The organism is Acidobacteriota bacterium, assembly GCA_016700075.1.
Lineage (GTDB): Bacteria > Acidobacteriota > Blastocatellia > Pyrinomonadales > Pyrinomonadaceae > OLB17.
Map to the genome: position 1 here is coordinate 3,239,645 of CP065000.1, position 16,824 is coordinate 3,256,468.

15 protein-coding genes are annotated in these 16,824 nt (G+C 54.0%); 11 read left to right on the plus strand and 4 right to left on the minus strand.

Annotation, left to right across the window (positions count from 1 at the left end; genetic code table 11):
• Position 1 precedes the first annotated feature (1 nt).
• Entirely contained in the window at positions 2-964 is a 963-nt protein-coding gene (locus IPM50_14690) for an aspartate carbamoyltransferase catalytic subunit (GenBank protein QQS32881.1), read from the minus strand.
• 36 nt (positions 965-1,000) lie between these two features.
• Positions 1,001-1,546, minus strand: coding sequence for a bifunctional pyr operon transcriptional regulator/uracil phosphoribosyltransferase PyrR (pyrR, locus tag IPM50_14695; GenBank protein QQS34542.1), 546 nt, complete (start codon positions 1,544-1,546; stop codon positions 1,001-1,003).
• A gap of 111 nt (positions 1,547-1,657) precedes the next feature.
• Between pyrR and IPM50_14700 the strand changes: the two genes are divergently transcribed.
• The 10 genes from IPM50_14700 (at position 1,658) to IPM50_14745 (ending at position 10,712) form a co-directional block, all read left to right on the plus strand.
• Positions 1,658-2,728: a quinone-dependent dihydroorotate dehydrogenase gene (locus IPM50_14700; GenBank protein ID QQS32882.1), complete on the plus strand. Its 1,071-nt coding sequence runs from the start codon at positions 1,658-1,660 to the stop codon at positions 2,726-2,728.
• Between the two features lie 86 nt (positions 2,729-2,814).
• Positions 2,815-3,324, plus strand: coding sequence for a DUF177 domain-containing protein (locus tag IPM50_14705; protein QQS32883.1), 510 nt, complete (start codon positions 2,815-2,817; stop codon positions 3,322-3,324).
• A gap of 37 nt (positions 3,325-3,361) precedes the next feature.
• Positions 3,362-3,547, plus strand: coding sequence for a 50S ribosomal protein L32 (rpmF, locus tag IPM50_14710; GenBank protein ID QQS32884.1), 186 nt, complete (start codon positions 3,362-3,364; stop codon positions 3,545-3,547).
• Positions 3,548-3,572: 25 nt separating this feature from the next.
• On the plus strand, positions 3,573-4,559 hold the full coding sequence (locus IPM50_14715) for a ketoacyl-ACP synthase III (GenBank protein QQS32885.1): 987 nt from the start codon (positions 3,573-3,575) through the stop codon (positions 4,557-4,559).
• 87 nt (positions 4,560-4,646) lie between these two features.
• On the plus strand, positions 4,647-5,582 hold the full coding sequence (fabD, locus tag IPM50_14720) for an ACP S-malonyltransferase (GenBank protein ID QQS32886.1): 936 nt from the start codon (positions 4,647-4,649) through the stop codon (positions 5,580-5,582).
• A 14-nt stretch (positions 5,583-5,596) separates the two neighbouring features.
• On the plus strand, positions 5,597-5,833 hold the full coding sequence (locus IPM50_14725; GenBank protein QQS32887.1) for an acyl carrier protein: 237 nt from the start codon (positions 5,597-5,599) through the stop codon (positions 5,831-5,833).
• Positions 5,834-5,892: 59 nt separating this feature from the next.
• Positions 5,893-7,134, plus strand: a complete 1,242-nt coding sequence (gene fabF / locus IPM50_14730) for a beta-ketoacyl-ACP synthase II (protein QQS32888.1) — start codon at positions 5,893-5,895, stop codon at positions 7,132-7,134.
• A gap of 106 nt (positions 7,135-7,240) precedes the next feature.
• On the plus strand, positions 7,241-8,017 hold the full coding sequence (locus IPM50_14735) for an electron transfer flavoprotein subunit beta/FixA family protein (GenBank protein QQS32889.1): 777 nt from the start codon (positions 7,241-7,243) through the stop codon (positions 8,015-8,017).
• Positions 8,014-8,982 carry an electron transfer flavoprotein subunit alpha/FixB family protein gene (locus IPM50_14740; GenBank protein QQS32890.1) on the plus strand — a complete coding sequence of 323 codons (969 nt, stop codon included), beginning with the start codon at positions 8,014-8,016 and terminating at the stop codon, positions 8,980-8,982. The genes IPM50_14735 and IPM50_14740 overlap by 4 nt, the downstream gene beginning before the upstream one ends.
• A gap of 56 nt (positions 8,983-9,038) precedes the next feature.
• Positions 9,039-10,712, plus strand: a complete 1,674-nt coding sequence (locus IPM50_14745) for an amidohydrolase (protein ID QQS32891.1) — start codon at positions 9,039-9,041, stop codon at positions 10,710-10,712.
• 113 nt (positions 10,713-10,825) lie between these two features.
• Here the strand turns inward: IPM50_14745 and IPM50_14750 are convergent, their stop codons facing one another.
• Together IPM50_14750 and IPM50_14755 are read right to left on the minus strand one after the other, a co-directional pair.
• The gene (locus IPM50_14750) at positions 10,826-12,175 is read right to left on the minus strand and encodes an acetyl ornithine aminotransferase family protein (protein QQS32892.1); all 1,350 of its coding nucleotides are present in this window, start codon (positions 12,173-12,175) and stop codon (positions 10,826-10,828) included.
• Between the two features lie 214 nt (positions 12,176-12,389).
• On the minus strand, positions 12,390-14,387 hold the full coding sequence (locus IPM50_14755) for a winged helix-turn-helix domain-containing protein (GenBank protein QQS32893.1): 1,998 nt from the start codon (positions 14,385-14,387) through the stop codon (positions 12,390-12,392).
• Between the two features lie 135 nt (positions 14,388-14,522).
• On the opposite strand from IPM50_14755, the gene IPM50_14760 reads away from it, so the two are divergent.
• Positions 14,523-16,679 (plus strand): carboxypeptidase regulatory-like domain-containing protein, encoded by a 2,157-nt coding sequence (locus tag IPM50_14760; GenBank protein QQS32894.1) that lies wholly within the window; start codon positions 14,523-14,525, stop codon positions 16,677-16,679.
• Positions 16,680-16,824 lie beyond the last annotated feature (145 nt).

Consider the following 16,824-nt stretch of genomic DNA (forward strand, 5'->3'; position numbering starts at 1 on the left):
ATTACGCTGAGGCGGAGCCTCCGGTTACAAGATAAAGAACCGCCATGCGGACGGCGACGCCGTATTTTACTTGGTCTAGGATGAGTGAACGCGAGCTGTCGGCGACCTCTGACGCGATCTCGATGCCGCGGTTCATCGGGCCGGGATGCAGGACGATGGCATCCTTTTTCGCAAGGTCAAGGCGTTCGTTAGTCAGGCCGTAATGGATCGAATATTCACGCAGCGTCGGGAAGTATGCGGCGTCCTGCCGTTCGCGTTGGATGCGGAGGATCATCACGACATCGGCGCCGCGGATCGCTTCCTCGATGTGTTCACAAACAATGAGCTGAGTTGACCTGCCTTCGTCAGCGCCCACGAGATGAATGAAATCCGGCGGCACGAGTGTTCCCGGCCCGGCGACGCGAACACGCGCTCCGAGCTTGGTCAGCAGATGAATATTCGAACGAGCAACTCGGCTATGGAGGATGTCGCCCACAATTGCGACCTCAAGTCCTTCAAATTGCTTTTTGTGTTCGCGGATGGTCATCGCGTCGAGCAGTGCCTGTGTCGGATGCTCGTTCGATCCGTCGCCGGCGTTAATGATGGCAGCTTTGCTGACCTTGGCAAGCTGATACGGAACGCCCGCCGATCCATGACGCACGACGATGCAGTCCGGGTTCATCGCGTCGAGATTTAAGGCCGTATCTACAAGAGTTTCGCCTTTACTGAGGCTGGACGACGCGACGCTGATGTTTACTGCATCCGCGGAAAGGCGTTTGGCGGCCAATTCGAAAGATGTTCTTGTGCGGGTCGAATTTTCGAAAAAGAGATTGATTACCGTTTTGCCGCGAAGCGTCGGCACTTTCTTGATCTCGCGGACATTGACCTCAAGAAAATTCTCCGACGTATCAAGAATGCCCTTTATCTCCGCGGCGGTAAGGTCGCGGATGCCAAGCAGGTCTCGTCGTCTAAAAGGTTTGTCCATCGGTGTTGGAAAAAAAAACAGGCCGTCAGGCCTGAATCATTTACGTTCAAAAATTCCTACTGCTTCGACCTCATCGAACTCTTTAAGCATTACCTTTATTATCTCGGTCTGCTTTGTCGGTACGGTTTTGCCGATGAAGTCAGCCTGAATGGGCAATTCGCGGTGCTCGCTGCCGCGGTCTATCAGTACGGCGAGCTGGACACGTTTGGGCCGGCCGAAATCCATAAGCTGATCGAGCGCGGCACGAATGGTGCGGCCAGTGTAAAGCACGTCATCGATCAGGACGATATTCTTGCCTTCGATGTCTTCAGTTAGTTCGGTACGGTTGACGATCGGATTTGCACCGACCGTTGACAGGTCGTCGCGGTAAAGCGTGATGTCGAGAATGCCGTAAAGCGGACGAACGCCTTCTATGGCCTCTATCTTGTCACGGATATGCTCCGCCAAGGGAACACCGCGGCGCCGAATGCCCACCAAATAAAGGTCGTCGGCGCCTTTATTCTTCTCTACGATCTCAGTTGCCAAGCGCCGGAGAGCACGATTCATTGCCGCCGCGTCCATGATCCGCGACTTTTCAACCAAATTTAATTCTTCACTCATTCGTAGCAAATCGTAACAAAGGGCGGGGCGAAGTTCAAAGTTTACGCTCGTTAGTTTGGAATGCGGCGTGCATTAAATAGAATCTAAACGTCGATGTCGGGATTTTGGAACAAGATCGTCAGGCCGGTAATGTTCGCGTTGGACGCCGAGCGTGCACACGAACTCGGGATGAGCGCATTGAGGAACGGACTAGCGAGGCCGTTTTACAGCGAAGAGGTTTTTCCCGAACTCGAAACGGAGGTTTTTGGGCTGAGGTTTAAAAATCCTCTAGGTATCGCAGCGGGGTTCGACAAGAACGGAACCGTCGTTGAACAGCTTGCTTCGCTTGGCTTCGGTTTCGTCGAGGTTGGCACGGTCACGCTTAAGCCGCAGCCCGGAAATGAGCGGCCGAGGATGTTTCGGCTGCCGGCCGACAATGCTCTGATCAACAGGCTTGGTTTTAACAATGACGGTGCAGAAGCGGTCGCGGATAGATTGGCGAAGATAAAAAGGAGGTGCATTGTCGGTGTGAATATCGGCAAGAACCGCGATGTCGCGATCGCGGACGCGGTCGAAAATTATGTCCGGACATATGATATCGTCCATCCGGTCGCAGATTACATCACAGTTAATATCTCGTCGCCGAACACACCGAATTTGCGGGAACTGCAAAAAGGGGAGAGCCTTGACGAATTGCTCTCGGCACTAACCGAAAGGAATGCGGAAGAAGCGAGAAAACCGCTGTTGGTCAAGATCGCGCCCGACCTCAACGATGCGGAGATCAGAGCCGTTGTTGAAAAATGTATGCAATACGGCATCGACGGCATTATTGCAGCAAATACGACCATCTCCAGACAGGGCCTGCAGACAAAAGAGGTTGAAGCCATCGGTGCGGGCGGACTGAGCGGCAGGCCGCTGACGATGCGGTCAACGGAAGTGGTCCGGCGAATCTATGAATTTTCAGACGGAAAACTCCCCATCGTAGGCGTCGGCGGTATATTCGATGCGAACGATGCTTTTGAGAAGTTCGCCGCCGGAGCTTCGCTTGTCCAGGCTTATACGGGCTTCGTTTATGTCGGTCCGACCTTCGCTGCGGATGTATGTAGAGGGCTGGCAAAATGCTTGAGAGATAATGGATTTCGGTCGATCGGTGATGCTGTCGGTTCTTCGGTAAGTACCCGTTAGTTGGTTGACACAATCCGTCTGCACGTTATAATTACACTTTTGCCGTTTGCCCGGTGACAAAGACCGTGCGGCGGCAGTTTTTGACAATGAAGATCATCCTCGACCAAGTTTCCGTTCAGCCGCGTCAGATAGACGAGAGTTTTGGGCAGGACGAGGTCGAGTTGGACGACGAGGCAAAGCTTGTCGGCGATGCAGCGTTTTCCGGGACCGTCCGAAAAGAGGGCGTGCGGGTGTTGGTCGAAGGCACGGTGACGGCAGACGTCGAGATGCCGTGTTCACGATGTCTTGAGAAGACAACGTTCACGACCAATGCACACTTTGTTGACGTGCTCGTCGATTCTGAATATGAGCCGACAGATGCTGAGCTCCAAGTTTCGGACGACGGACTCGACGAATCGCTGGTCATCGGAGGCGAGGTAGAGTTGGCCGAACTCGTCCGTGAACGAATATTGCTTGAGCTGCCCGAAATTTGTTTGTGCAGCGACGATTGCAAAGGGCTTTGTCCGAAATGCGGCGTGAATTGGAACACAGGCTCTTGCGACTGTTCCGACCAAGAGATAGACCCGAGGTGGGCCGCTTTACAGAATTTGAATTGAGATTCCGCGAGAGTGCGGATTGATATAAGAGGTAATAATGCCAAATCCTAAAAGACGACATTCACATGCGAGAACTCGACAGCGTCGAGCTCATGATGCGCTGAAAACGCCGCAGTTCTATATGGACAAAGATACCGGCGAAGCTAAAAAGCCGCATCGTATCGACCCTAAGACCGGCATGTACAAAGGCCGCCAGGTCATTGAGCCGAAAGAAGCAGAATAGCCGCATCTGAACCTCAAACCCTGACATGACGGAACATAACGCCGGGATCATCGGAATGGGACACGCTTATCCGGAGGGTATTCTCACGAATGCCGATCTGGAGAAGATCGTCGACACCAACGATGAATGGATCACTACGCGCACCGGCATCAAACAGCGTCACAAAGCGGCGGAAAACGAATACACCTCCCAGTTCGGCACAAGAGCCGCACTTCAAGCCATCGAAAGAGCGGGCCTGAAGCCCGAAGACATCGACATTATCATCTGTGCAACGACCACGCCGGATCAGATAATGCCGTCAACCGGAGCGTTGATACAGGCACAGATCGGTGCTGTTAATGCTGCCGGAATGGACGTTTTTGCCGCGTGCTCGGGATTTTTGTACGGCCTGACGATGGTCGAATCGATGATCCGCACGGGACAGATCCGATACGCTCTGGTCATCGGAGCCGAAGTTCTTACAAAATACGTTGACTACACCGACCGCGGAACCTGCGTCATTTTCGGCGACGGAGCCGGAGCGGCCGTGGTCGGGCCGGTCGAAAAAGGAAAGGGAATTCTCGCGACCAAGATCAGATCCGACGGCCGCTACGAAGAGCAGCTATACGCGCCGGGCGGCGGAACAAAGCTCGGCACGTCGCACGAGACCATCGACGAACGCCTGCACTTTTTCAAGATGAAAGGCAATGAGCTTTTCAAGGTAGCGGTGCGTTCGATGGCGGATATATCTGCCGAAATGCTCGAAAAAGCAGGCTACACGGTCGATGATGTGGACATCGTGATACCGCATCAGGCGAACCAACGCATCACAGATGCGGTCGCTTCCAGGCTCGGCGTGCCGGAGGAAAAGGTATATTCGAATATCGCAATGCACGGCAACACTTCATCCGCTTCGATCCCCATCGCGATGGATGAGTGTATCCAGTCGGGCCGTATCAAAAAGGGAAGTTTGGTGCTGCTGACGGCGTTCGGCGGCGGCGTGACGTGGGGCGGAACCGTTATCCGTTTTTAATGAGCAGTTTTTAACGTAAAGACGCTGAGCCGCCAAGATGCAAAGAAGTTCTTTGCGGTCTCTGCGGCCTCGCGTTGAAAGTAGCTGATGAGCAAGATCGCGTACATATTTCCGGGCCAGGGAAGCCAGACAGTCGGAATGGGAAAGGAACTTTGCGACGCATATCCTGCGGCACGTGAGGTATTCGAGATCGCCGACGAGGCTCTCGGTTTCTCCCTTTCAGACCTTTGTTTCTCGGGAGATGAAGAAGCACTGAAGCTGACAGCCAACACTCAGCCCGCAATTTTGACGACATCAATAGCGGCGTACAGAGCCGCGGCCGCGGAAGGCCTGCCGAGACCTGATTTTGTCGCGGGACACAGCTTGGGTGAGTATTCAGCCTTGGTTGCAGCCGGTGTATTAGATCTTGCGGATGCAGTTCGGACCGTGCGAAAACGCGGAACCTATATGCAGGAAGCGGTTCCTGTCGGCGTTGGAGCTATGGCAGCGATCCTGGGCCTCGACGAGGCGACTGTCGCCGCGGGCTGTGAAAAGGCCGCGGAAGGTCAGGTTTGCAGCCCTGCGAACATCAATTCACATTCACAGATCGTCATTGCCGGAAATGCGGAAGCGGTCGATCGTGCCTGCGAGATATTGAAAGAAATGGGTGCGAAACGGGCGATAAAGCTGCCCGTTTCGGCTCCGTTCCATTGTTCGCTGATGATGCCCGCACAGGAGCGTTTAACCGAAAACCTGCATGAATTGAATTACTCAGAGCCGAGTTGTCCTGTCGTTCACAATGTTGACGCATTGGCGAATTTTGACGCCTCGGCCGTTTGCGATAAGCTAATTCAACAGGTTTCGTCGCCGGTGCGTTGGCTCCAAACGGTGGAACTTCTGCGTCGGGAAGGCGTAACAAAGTTCGTCGAAATCGGTCCCGGAAAGGTGCTCTCAGGCTTGGTTCGCCAGATCGACCGCGAGGCCGAAACGGCGAACTTCGAAGATCCGGCGAGTTTGAACAATACTTTAGAAACTATTTCATAATTTGAGGAGAAACTATGTCAGACGTACAGGATAAGATCAAACAGATCATTGTAGATGAGCTCGGTGTCGATGAGGCCGAAGTAACCGAAAACGCACGCTTTATCGAAGACCTCGGTGCCGATTCGCTGGACCTCGTGGAACTCGTGATGCGATTCGAAGAGGAATTTGACATCGAAATTCCCGACGAAGACGCAGAGAAGATCCAGAGCGTTCGCGATGCATACGCATACGTCGAGCAGCACAAGGGATAACGTTCGGAGTGCGCGATCCGTCGCGTTCTTTTACGGGCCCGTGCCCGCACTCTAAACCTATGAAACGTCGAGTTGTAGTAACAGGGCTCGGGTTGGTGACGGCGTTGGGAAACGACGTCGGGTCGACCTGGGCCGCCATGATGCGCGGCGAAAACGGCGCGGACGGCATCAAGAAATTTGATGTCGAGGGATTTCCCGTGCGGTTCGCGTGCGAGGTGAAGGAATTCGATCCCCTCAGTTTTCTCGATAAGAAGGAAGCAAGGCGGATGGGAGCTTTTACCCATTTCGCGTTGGCCGCCTCGGACGAGGCGATGAAGCACAGCGGACTTGTCATCGACGAGTCTAATGCCGATATGATCGGGACATACATCAGTTCCGGCATCGGCGATTTCTGGGCCATCGAACGCGAGCATGAAAAGTTGCTCAATTCCGGCCCCGAACGCGTTTCGCCTTTCTTTATTGTTTCGGCGATCGTCAATTTGGCGGCCGGCAACGTCTCTATTCGTCACGGTGCGAAAGGGCCGAATTCGGCGACCGCGACGGCATGTTCTGCGGGAGCTCACGCTATCGGCGACAGCTTCCGCATCATAGAACGCGGCGATGCGGACGCGATGATCTGCGGCGGTGCCGAAAGCGCCATCACGCCGATGTCGGTCGCAGGATTCGCTTCAATGCGTGCTCTTTCGACACGCAACGACGATCCGAAACGGGCATCGAGGCCGTTCGACGCGGACCGCGACGGTTTTGTGATCGGCGAAGGTGCGGGCATCATGATCCTCGAGGAGCTTGAGTTCGCAAAGGCTCGCGGGGCGAATATTCTCGCGGAGATAGTCGGCTACGGCATGTCGGGCGATGCTTTTCATGTAACGATGCCTGACGAATCGGGATCGGGCGCCATTCGGGTGATGGAAAGAGCGATCAAGGACGCCGGTATCTCACCAGAACAGATCGGCTACATCAACGCTCACGGCACTTCGACGCCGTACAACGATAAGTTCGAAACCCTGGCGATCAAGAAAGTCTTCGGCGAGCATGCCTACAAAACACCGGTGAGCTCGACCAAGTCGATGACAGGGCATGCACTCGGAGCGGCAGGCGGTTTGGAGGCTGTTTTCTCGGTAAAAGCGATAACCGAAAAAATGCTGCCACCGACGATCAACTATGATACGCCGGACCCCGATTGCGACCTGGATTACATACCGAACGCAGCTCGCGAGGCAGAAATAGAATACGCTCTTTCGAACAATTTCGGATTTGGCGGGACGAATGCGTGTTTGATCTTCAAGCGATTTAATGATTAGTTAGAACCGCCTGCGGTAGCGGGCGGTTGAGGCTGGCGAAGACCAGGCTCAAACATACCGATACTACGATTAACCACCCGCTACCGCAGGTGGTTCTGACTTTGAGATGAAGATAATAGTCTTGATGAAACAGGTCGCCAATAAGGATGCGGTGCTACGCATCGCCGGCGACGAAAAATGGATAAATGATGCCGACGTGGCGATGCAGACGAACGAGTCTGACGGCTATGCACTCGAAGAAGCTCTGCGTACGGTAGAGGCCAAAGGCGGCGGCGAGGTCGTCGTTTGCTCGCTCGGGCCGCAATCAGCAAAGACCGTGATCAAGGACGCTCTCGCACGCGGTGCGAACCGTGCGATTCACATTGTCGTTGAGGACAGCAAGTCGCTTTCGGCATATCAGATCGCAAAGACCATCGCCGATGCCATCCGTGACGAGAATGCAGACCTGGTATTTACGGGCTTACAGTCCGACGACGCGAGCTATGGCCAGACGGGCGTTATTCTTGCCGAGCTTCTCGGCATACCGCACGCTACGATCGTCATCGAGGTCGATCGCGAAAGCCTCGGTGATTCGCTGCGTGTGAAACGCGAGCTCGAGAGCGGCTGGTATCAGTGGTTCACATACAAACTGCCTGCCTTGCTGACCATTCAGTCCGGCATTTCGCAGATACGTTACGCTTCGCTCAAAGGCATCATGGCCGCAAAGAGTAAGGAGATCCGCGAAGTGACGCCCACGGTCGAGGCTTTCGCGGCAGCGGCGGCTGTCAATAAGGTTTATATGCCGCTAAAGACCAAGCAGACGCAGATCTTAGGCGGCGGCGACGCTAAAGCCGGTGCGGTGGAGCTGGTCGAAAAGCTCAAGACGGAGGTGCGGGTAATATGATCTTAGTATTCATCGAACACAAAGACTGCGTTCTGAATAAGACCTCGCTTGAGGCGATCACGGCGGCACAAACTATCGGCAAGGATCTCGGTCTTGGCGTAGCGGCGGTTTTGCCGTGCGATAAAGATTGCTCGCTTGCTCAGGAGATCGCGAGCTACAACATTGAAAAGGTCATCGTCGCGAAGAACGAAAGGCTTGGCACTTACACGCCTGATGCCTACGCCGACGCTTGGGAGCAGGTCATAAAAGCTGTCAACCCGCAATACGTAGTGATGTCGCACACCTATCAGGTGCGTGATTTCGCCCCGAAGGTCGCCACGCGTTTCGGCCGCGAGATGGTCGGAGACTGTATTCGCTATCGTGCCGAAGGCGGGAAGTTGGTGCTGACACGCCGTATTTTCCTCGGCAAACTGGATGCTGACGTAACCATCGGCGGCGACGCACCGTATTTTGTCACGTTCCAATCAGGTGCGTTTCGCGGAGATGCAGCCGAAAAGGGAAGTGCAGCGGTTGAGGTAATGGACGTTACGGTCGGTGACGTCAGAATGACGCCGGAAGCTCCGTTCCAAGAGGCGAAGGCTTCTGTTGACCTGACCAAATCAGAAGTGATCGTAGCTATCGGACGCGGGATCAAGTCTCAAGAGAACATCGCCGTTGCTGAACAGCTCGCCGAAGTTCTGGGTGCGGACATCGCCGCGTCGCGGCCCATTTGCGACAACGAATGGCTGCCGATCGACCGTCAGATCGGTTCGTCGGGACAGACTGTCGCTCCGAAACTTTACATCGCTCTCGGTATCTCCGGCGCGATCCAGCACATAGTCGGAATGAAGAACGCTTCGACCATTGTTGCTATCAACAAAGACGCCGAAGCACCGATATTCGATATCGCTGATTACGGCATCGTCGGAGATCTGTTCGAGGCTGTTCCGGTACTGGTTGAAGAGATCAAAAAGGCGAAAGGTTGATTTAGACAGCCTTTTGGGTTTGAATAAGGGAGCGGTTTTCGGCCGTTCCCTTTTTTATGAGATTCTTAACGATCATCGCGGTGCTGCTTTTCGCGGCTACTTCGTCATTTGCTCAAAACGCGGACATTCTGCTTCTGAATGGAAAGATCTGGACGGCCGAATCCGCAGACAAATTTGTCGAGGCGGCTGCGATCCGCGGTGAGAAAATAATCGCCGCTGGCAGCAACGCCGCTGTCTCGAAACACCGTAGTTCGAATACGAAGGTGATCGATCTGAAATGGCGATTCGCGATGCCCGGTATCAACGATGCTCATGCTCATTTTTTAAGTGCGTCAATGACCGCGACGCAAGTAGATCTTTCCGAAGCGGCTACATTGGAAGAGGCGCAGGCTGCGATCCGCAAGTTTGCCGCAGAGAATCCGAATGCACCTTGGATCACTGGATTCGGTTGGCAGTACGCGATCTTTCCGAATGCTCGCCTGCCGCTGCGAGGCGACATCGACGCAGTAATTTCAGACAGGCCGGTGTTTTTGTCGGCATACGACGGCCACACGGGATGGGCGAACTCAAAAGCTCTTGAAATAGCGGGCGTGACAAAAGCCACGGAATTCTCGGGATTCGGTGAGGTTGTCCGCAATGAAAAAGGCGAGCCCACAGGTGTTTTCAAGGAAAGCGCAATGGGCTTGGTTCGATCAAAGATCCCGCGGCCCACACGAGAACAGCAGATCGAAGCATTAAAACGTGGTTTCAAGAATGCACAGTCCCTAGGCATAACGAGTATTCAGAATGCACATGGCGGACAGGGAGAGACCGAACTCTACGCCGATCTGCTGAAGAGTAACGAACTCGGCTTGCGGACACACATAGCATTTAGTGTAAATCCGCGAACAACGCAGGCAGACATCGACGCGATCGTTGCGGCAGCGAAGAATTTTTCTTCGCCGATGCTTCGCGTTGGGGCCATAAAAATAATGGTGGACGGCGTGGTTGAATCTTACACGGCAGCGATGTTGGAACCCTACACCAATAGACCCGACACTATGGGCGAACCGTCGTACACGCAGGAACAGCTAAACAATGTCGTGCAGATGGCGGACAAGGCCGGGCTGCAGATCTATGTTCATGCGATCGGCGACCGCGGCGTCCGGATGGCATTGGATGCTTTCGAGAACGCGATACGCGTGAACGGCCGCCGCGATTCTCGATTTCGCATCGAGCATATCGAAACGGTCCAATACGCCGACATAAAGCGATTCAAAGAACTCGGCGTGATCGCATCGATGCAGCCGATCCATGCCGACCCGGCCACTATAAATGTTTGGTCCGACAATATCGGCGCTGACAGGACAAGCCGGGCGTTTGCGTGGCGGGCAATGGAGCAGGCCGGAGTAAAGGTCATATTTTCGAGCGACTTTCCTGCGGCTATCAGCATGAGCCCGTGGCGTGGGCTTCACAGCGCGGTCAATCGTCAGACGATCAACGGCTTTCCGGCGAACGGGTGGCTAAAGCAGTGGAGCGTGCCTGTTTCAACGGCCCTTTTTGCCTATACGGCAAATGGTGCGTTCGCGTCGTTCGAAGAGGGAAAGAAGGGTAAGATCGCAGCGGGAATGTTTGCGGATTTGATCGTTTTGGATCGCAACCCGTTCGAGATAGCGCCTTCTGATCTGTACAGGATCAATGTTGAAACCACTATAATCGGCGGCAATCTGGTATTCGAAAAATCGAGATGATGATCAGCTGGAGGAAGACCCCAAAGACAAGATGAGCCCGCGAAAAACACGAAAAACACGAAATCGTAGTTCTCCTCTTTCGTGTTTTTCGCGTATTTGGCAGGAATTGTGCCCTAGACTGATGCGGTTATCGCGGCGTCGAAAATTTCAAGTGCGACGTCAACGTTCTCCTTGGTCAAAACAAGCGGCGGCGACCAGCGTATCGTGCTTGTCCCGCAGCCGAGGATTATGAGGCCGCGTTCGTAGCAGGCGTATTCGATGCGATCGCGAAGTTCGGCATCGGGTGAACCGTCATCTTTCACGAATTCCACGCCAAGCATTAGCCCGAGTCCGCGGACATCGCCAATGCAGTCGTGCTTTTCTTTTAGCCGGTTCAAACCTGCTTCGAGGTATGCACCGACCTCGCGAGAGTTTTCAACCAGGCCGCCTTCCAGTAGTTCAATGGTCTTCAGAGCGGCCGCAAGTGCGACAGGATTGCCGCCGAACGTCGATGCGTGTGCTCCTTTGTGCCAATCCATAATATCGGCACGAGCGACGCAAGCTCCGACGGGCATGCCCGAACCCAAGCCTTTTGCAAGACACATGATGTCGGCCTTGACGCCCTCGTGATGATCGAGAGCGAACATCTTGCCCGTGCGGCCCATGCCGGACTGCACCTCATCGATGATCAGCATTATGCCGTGTTCATCACAGATGCGGCGGATCTCGCGGACGACCTCGGGCGGTGCGGGAACGTAGCCGCCTTCGCCCTGCACGACCTCCAGAATGATGCCGGCGACCTCTTGGGGCGGCGTCGTCGTGTTGAACAAGGTGTTCTTGATCCAGTCGGTCGTGCCCATGCAGCACGAGCCGTCGCCGCACTTTCCTTTATTGAACGGACAGCGGAAGCAGTTCGGATACGGCACATGGACCACGTCCAACGCCTGCCGCATAAAACCGAGCCGCTGTGCTTTCTTGGACGAGGTCAACGAAAGTGCACCGAGCGTGCGGCCGTGGAATGAGCCGAAAAATGAGATGAATTTCTGGCGGCGTGTGTGATACATCGCAAGCTTTAATGCCGTTTCGATGGCCTCGGCACCGCTGTTCGCGAAGTGCGTCTTTGTAGGGCCATCGATCGGGACGATCTCGTTCAGCTTCTTGCCGAGTTCCGGCATGTGGCGATAATAGTAATCAGTTCCGCAGAGGTGAATGAGTTCGGCGGCCTGCTTTTGGATCGCGGCAACGATCTCAGGGTGGCAATGGCCGGTCGAGCAGACGGCGACGCCGGCGTTGCAGTCGAGAAAAACGTTTCCGTCAGGATCGGTGATCCACACGCCTTCTGCACTTTCAGCGACTAGTTTGTAATCGGGACGCGGATAGCTCGGCGTGACGAACTGAGCATCTGCGTTGATGATCTCAAGCGACTGTGGGCCGGGCAGTTCGGTCTTGATGATCGGTCTTTTCAATTCCTGTGTTGGCATCATAACTATAACTCCTTCAAACAGTTAAGCAAGCGGTTTAAAACCGCACAAAGAACAACGGACGGCTCTCGCGGCCGTCGGCTTAACGGGAATGATGCGGTCTAGTCGCCGCCGAAAAGGTGGGCACGCTGCCATGAAGGCCTAAGTTTTGCAATGCAGCGTGGCGTCATATCCTCTGAATGCAGAAAGTATAGCAGAAATCGCGGAAGCGGAAAAATCAGAGCAGATTTACCTTCCTTAATATCTCCTGAAATTTGGGATCGTCGCGGATGATGTCATATCGAGGATCGACCTTCATTTGAAGCAGGCGTTCATCGCCGGATTCGTAGAGTTCATCTAATGTTCGATGGAGCTTCTCGGTTTCGCCAAGGTGAGCGTATGTTGCAACCAGACCGGACCAAACATTGCGTTTGCCTTTCATCTCCTCAAGCCTTGCGGCTGCTTCCAACGCCTTTTCGCGGTTGCCGGATGCAGCGTAAGCATATCCCAATACGACATAGACGCGAGAAGGTTTAAGGCCGCGAGCCTCGATATCTCTTGCCCCGGACTCAAGTAGTGGGATCGCCGTATTAAAACGGAGGCACATTGCCTCATACTCACCTTGGGTCAGAGCACGCCGCGCAGGGTCGCCGACAAAATCGAGCACCTTCGGCATATAGCTGAGGGCTTTATCGAACTCTTTTCTCCTTATGAAAAGCTGCACCATTTCTGAGTGTGCGGTGGAGTTTGCCGGGTCTATTGCTAAGGCTCGTTCGATGTGGCGTTGTGAGCTATCGAGGTCTCCCTGGAGTGCATAATTGATATTTAGCCAAAGATTTGCAAGCAGGTGGTTTGGATTCAGTTCAAGAGCACGTTTGAACGAGCGATCTGCCTCAACAAAATTATGGTCATATTTTTGATAGACCCAGCCGAGGGCGAGGTGGGCTTCGGGAAGGTCGGGATTCTCACCGAGAGCCTTAAGAGCCAACTCTCTGGCCATAGGATAGCCGACATTGCGTTTATGAGTGCCCGAGCTTGTTTGGAGATTTATCACATTGGCCAATTCCGCAGTTGCGGATGTAAATGTGGGATCGATCTCCAGAGCTGCTTGAAAATATCCCCGTGCCTTTTTCAATGAGTCATCAAAATCCACCGCCCGCTGGTCAAAGAAATAGCGGCCGCGGAGGTAGTTGTCGTATGCTTCGGCGCTCGATGTCGAGAGTTTTGTAAGTTCGGTTTTCGTTTCTCGCGGCTGCAACTCGATCAGCCGTGCAAGCAAATTCTCGGCTATCTGATCCTGGAGTGCGATCAGCCGGTCGGACGTCCCGTCGAATTTTGCGGACCATATTTGATCGCCCGTCCGCACTAAGATCAATTGCACGGTCGCACGCAGCTTGCCATTTTCGGTCTGCAGCCTGCCGTCGAGGACAGCGTCAACATTCAACTTGCGGCCAATTTCGACCGCGTCTTCGCTACTGTCGGTGAAATTCACGATGGAATTTGTAGGACGGATAAGCACATGCGATAGATTTCCGAGCCTTGTAATGACGGCGTCGGCGATCCGAAGTCTAAGTTCGCGATCGTCAGAGGTTTTGGAGAACGATCTGAATGGCAGCACCGCGATCGAGCCGATACTTTCTGTTGATGACGGCGACAACGAACGCCAAACGGCGAATGACGCAATGGCCAGGATCGCGACGCCAAGGATCGCAACGGCCACACGTTTATTGGCCGAGAGCATCTGGCGGTGAGGGGTGGTGAGTGAAGTTCCTTCAGGCTCGACGAGGCGGAGTGACGATGAGCTTATTGGCCCGATCTTGTCCCGAACTTCAACCGTCTGCGATAGATCGTCGTTCCCGGCGGCCTCGCCAACAAACGGCAGAACTACACCGGGCTTAAGCGTCTCGACATGCGGTACAAACCTGAAACCGCGACGCGGAACGGTTTTGATGAACTCCGTCTCCGGGACGATCGTAGCGAGGGCTTTTCTAAGTTGGGAAATTGTGTAATAAAGGGCGCTTTCCTCAACAAAAGTGTCTTTCCATAACTCGTCGATAAGTTCGTCTTTGGTGATCAGCCTGCCATGATTTGAGACTAGATACGAGAGACAATGTGCGACCTTTGGTGCGAGTTCGACCAATCGTCCGTCATGGAAAAGATTTCCCGCAGTCGGCTCAAAAATGAATCCGCTGAAGGCATAAACCGCTGAACTCTGCTTTTCCTCAGGATTCCACATAAATGCTCAGAGTTTCCTCAGACTTTCCTCAAGACTCGAAACGGCATTTTCCAGATAATACCAGCACCTAAGTTTTTTTGAAACACAATTTTTTGATTCCGGCGAACTCGCCGCGGGAACTGAGAGGAACAGATCATGACAATGAATCGATCCATATTATCTACATTGGCCGTGGGCTTGATCACTTTTGCTTTAATTTACGGTTTTACCAGAGCATTTGCATTGGATCTGGGTACTCTGTTCGGTTCGCCGACGGTGATCGCAGAGGTCGAACCGAACGGTACGCTTGTAGAGGCGGACGCCGCGCTTCCGATCATAACCAGTTCGACTGATATCACCGGTGCGATCACGCCGACCGGAGATCTTGATATTTTCAGGCTCTCGGTCGCGGTACAAACCGTAGTTAATTTTGAGGTTTTTGATTCGAGTGGAACGGATTGCACTTCGGCCAATATTCCCGCCTCGACCACATTGACGCTTTTAGATTCCGCCGGGACGACGTTGAAATCCGATACAACCTCAGGAATTGGAGTTTGTTCCTCACTAAATGTTCCTCTCGCTCCAGGAACTTACTACATTCGGTTGAACAAAACTACGGCCGGTACGATCGCAGCTTATGTTCTCAAAATTCATTATCTGGTCGATCAAGGCAGCGAGACCGAACCAAATGACTCAATAGCAACCGCAAATCCGCTGCCATCTATCCCGGAGCAGTTCATTTTCGGCGATCGTCAGGTCATCAGTGACTCTGACTTCTATGCAGTCACCTTGTCTGAAACATCTTCGTTAAGGATCGAGACGGTCGAAGGGGATAATACGGAAACTTGCGAATCAAATGGCATCGATAGTTTTATCCGACTATTTAATTCGTCGGGTGTCTTGTTGGTATCAGATGACGACGATGGACGAGGATTATGTTCACAGATCGACGGCCGGGGTGCAGTGCCGGTCGATGCGGCCGCTAAAAACCTTGCGCCCGGAACCTACTTTATCCAGGTGAATGGGTCGGGATTTTGTTCGGGTGCCGCTTGCCAGTTCAACTACCGTTTGGTTGTGCAATCGGTTCCTGCGGCGACTCCATCACCGTCACCAACCCCGACGCCTACGCCGACACCGAGTCCGACACCTATAACAGAGGTGCAGTTTTCGGCGGCGAGTTATATTGATGATGAATCGCAGACCGCTGTTATTACGGTGACGCGGACCGGCAGTCTGGCCGGCACGTCGAGTGTGGATGTTGTATTGACGGATGGCACGGCGACGGGCGGGGCGACTTGTTCGAGCGGTGTGGATTATGTCTATACGGGGCCTGTGACGCTGAATTTTGCTGTTAGCAGTGCGTCGCAGTTCTTCAACGTCCCGCTGTGTGGCGATCTGATAGACGAGGGCAGTGAGACGGTGAATCTGTCGCTGACGGACAACGTCGGTGCGGATATAGGCAGTCCTGATACGGCTGTGCTGCTGATCAACGACACTGCCTCGCAGTTTCGCAACGCGGCGGCGATTGATATGTTTCTTGGAAATTCGGCGAATCCGTATCCTTCGACCATCAACGTCTCGGGCGGACCGACGGCTATCGGCTCGATGCGTGTCACGCTATACGACGTATCGCACTTCTTCCCCGACCACATCGACATACTGCTTGTAGGCCCAAATGGTGCGAAATACGTGCTGATGGGAGACACGGGCGGGCCATTTGGGATAGATGTCGATTCGCCTGTGACGCTGAGTTTTACGGACGTTGCCGCGGCGGTTTTGCCTGATTCAGACCCGCTTACGACGGGCACATTCAAACCGACCTCGTGCGAGACGCCCGTTTCGAATTTCCCGTCACCTGCTCCCGTTGGGCCATACTTAGAACCGGGCTGCGTGGTCGCAAGACCGATCGGGCAGACGTTGTTTGGTGCATTCGGCCTGTCAAACCCGATGGGCGACTGGCATCTATACGTCCGAGACGACAACGGCAACCCGCTAATGGTGACAGCGATCGGCTCAATCGCCGGTGGCTGGGGAATCGAGTTCCTTCCTCCGACCGCCGCGGGTGTCGATGTATCGGGGCGTGTTCTCGCTCCGGACGGACGCGGATTGCGTAATGCCACAGTGACGATGACGGACTCGAACGGCATCATGCGGTCTGTGGTCACGTCCTCGTTCGGTTACTACAAGTTCGAGGGCGTGCCTGTGGGGGATTCGTTCGTTATTAGCGTTAACTCGCGCAACTACCGCTTCGTGCCGAGAGTCGTGGTCGTTACAGACACGCTGACGGATGTGGATTTTGTTGGGCTGGAGTGAGTTGAGAGTGGAGAGTTGGGAGTAGAGAGTTGAGAGTGCAAGAATGCACGGCGGTCGGGTTGTACCCGACCGTAAGATGCAACTACTAAATCCCCACTCGCAGGCACAGCCTGCGAGCGATTTTTTTATTGCGACCAACGCCGGT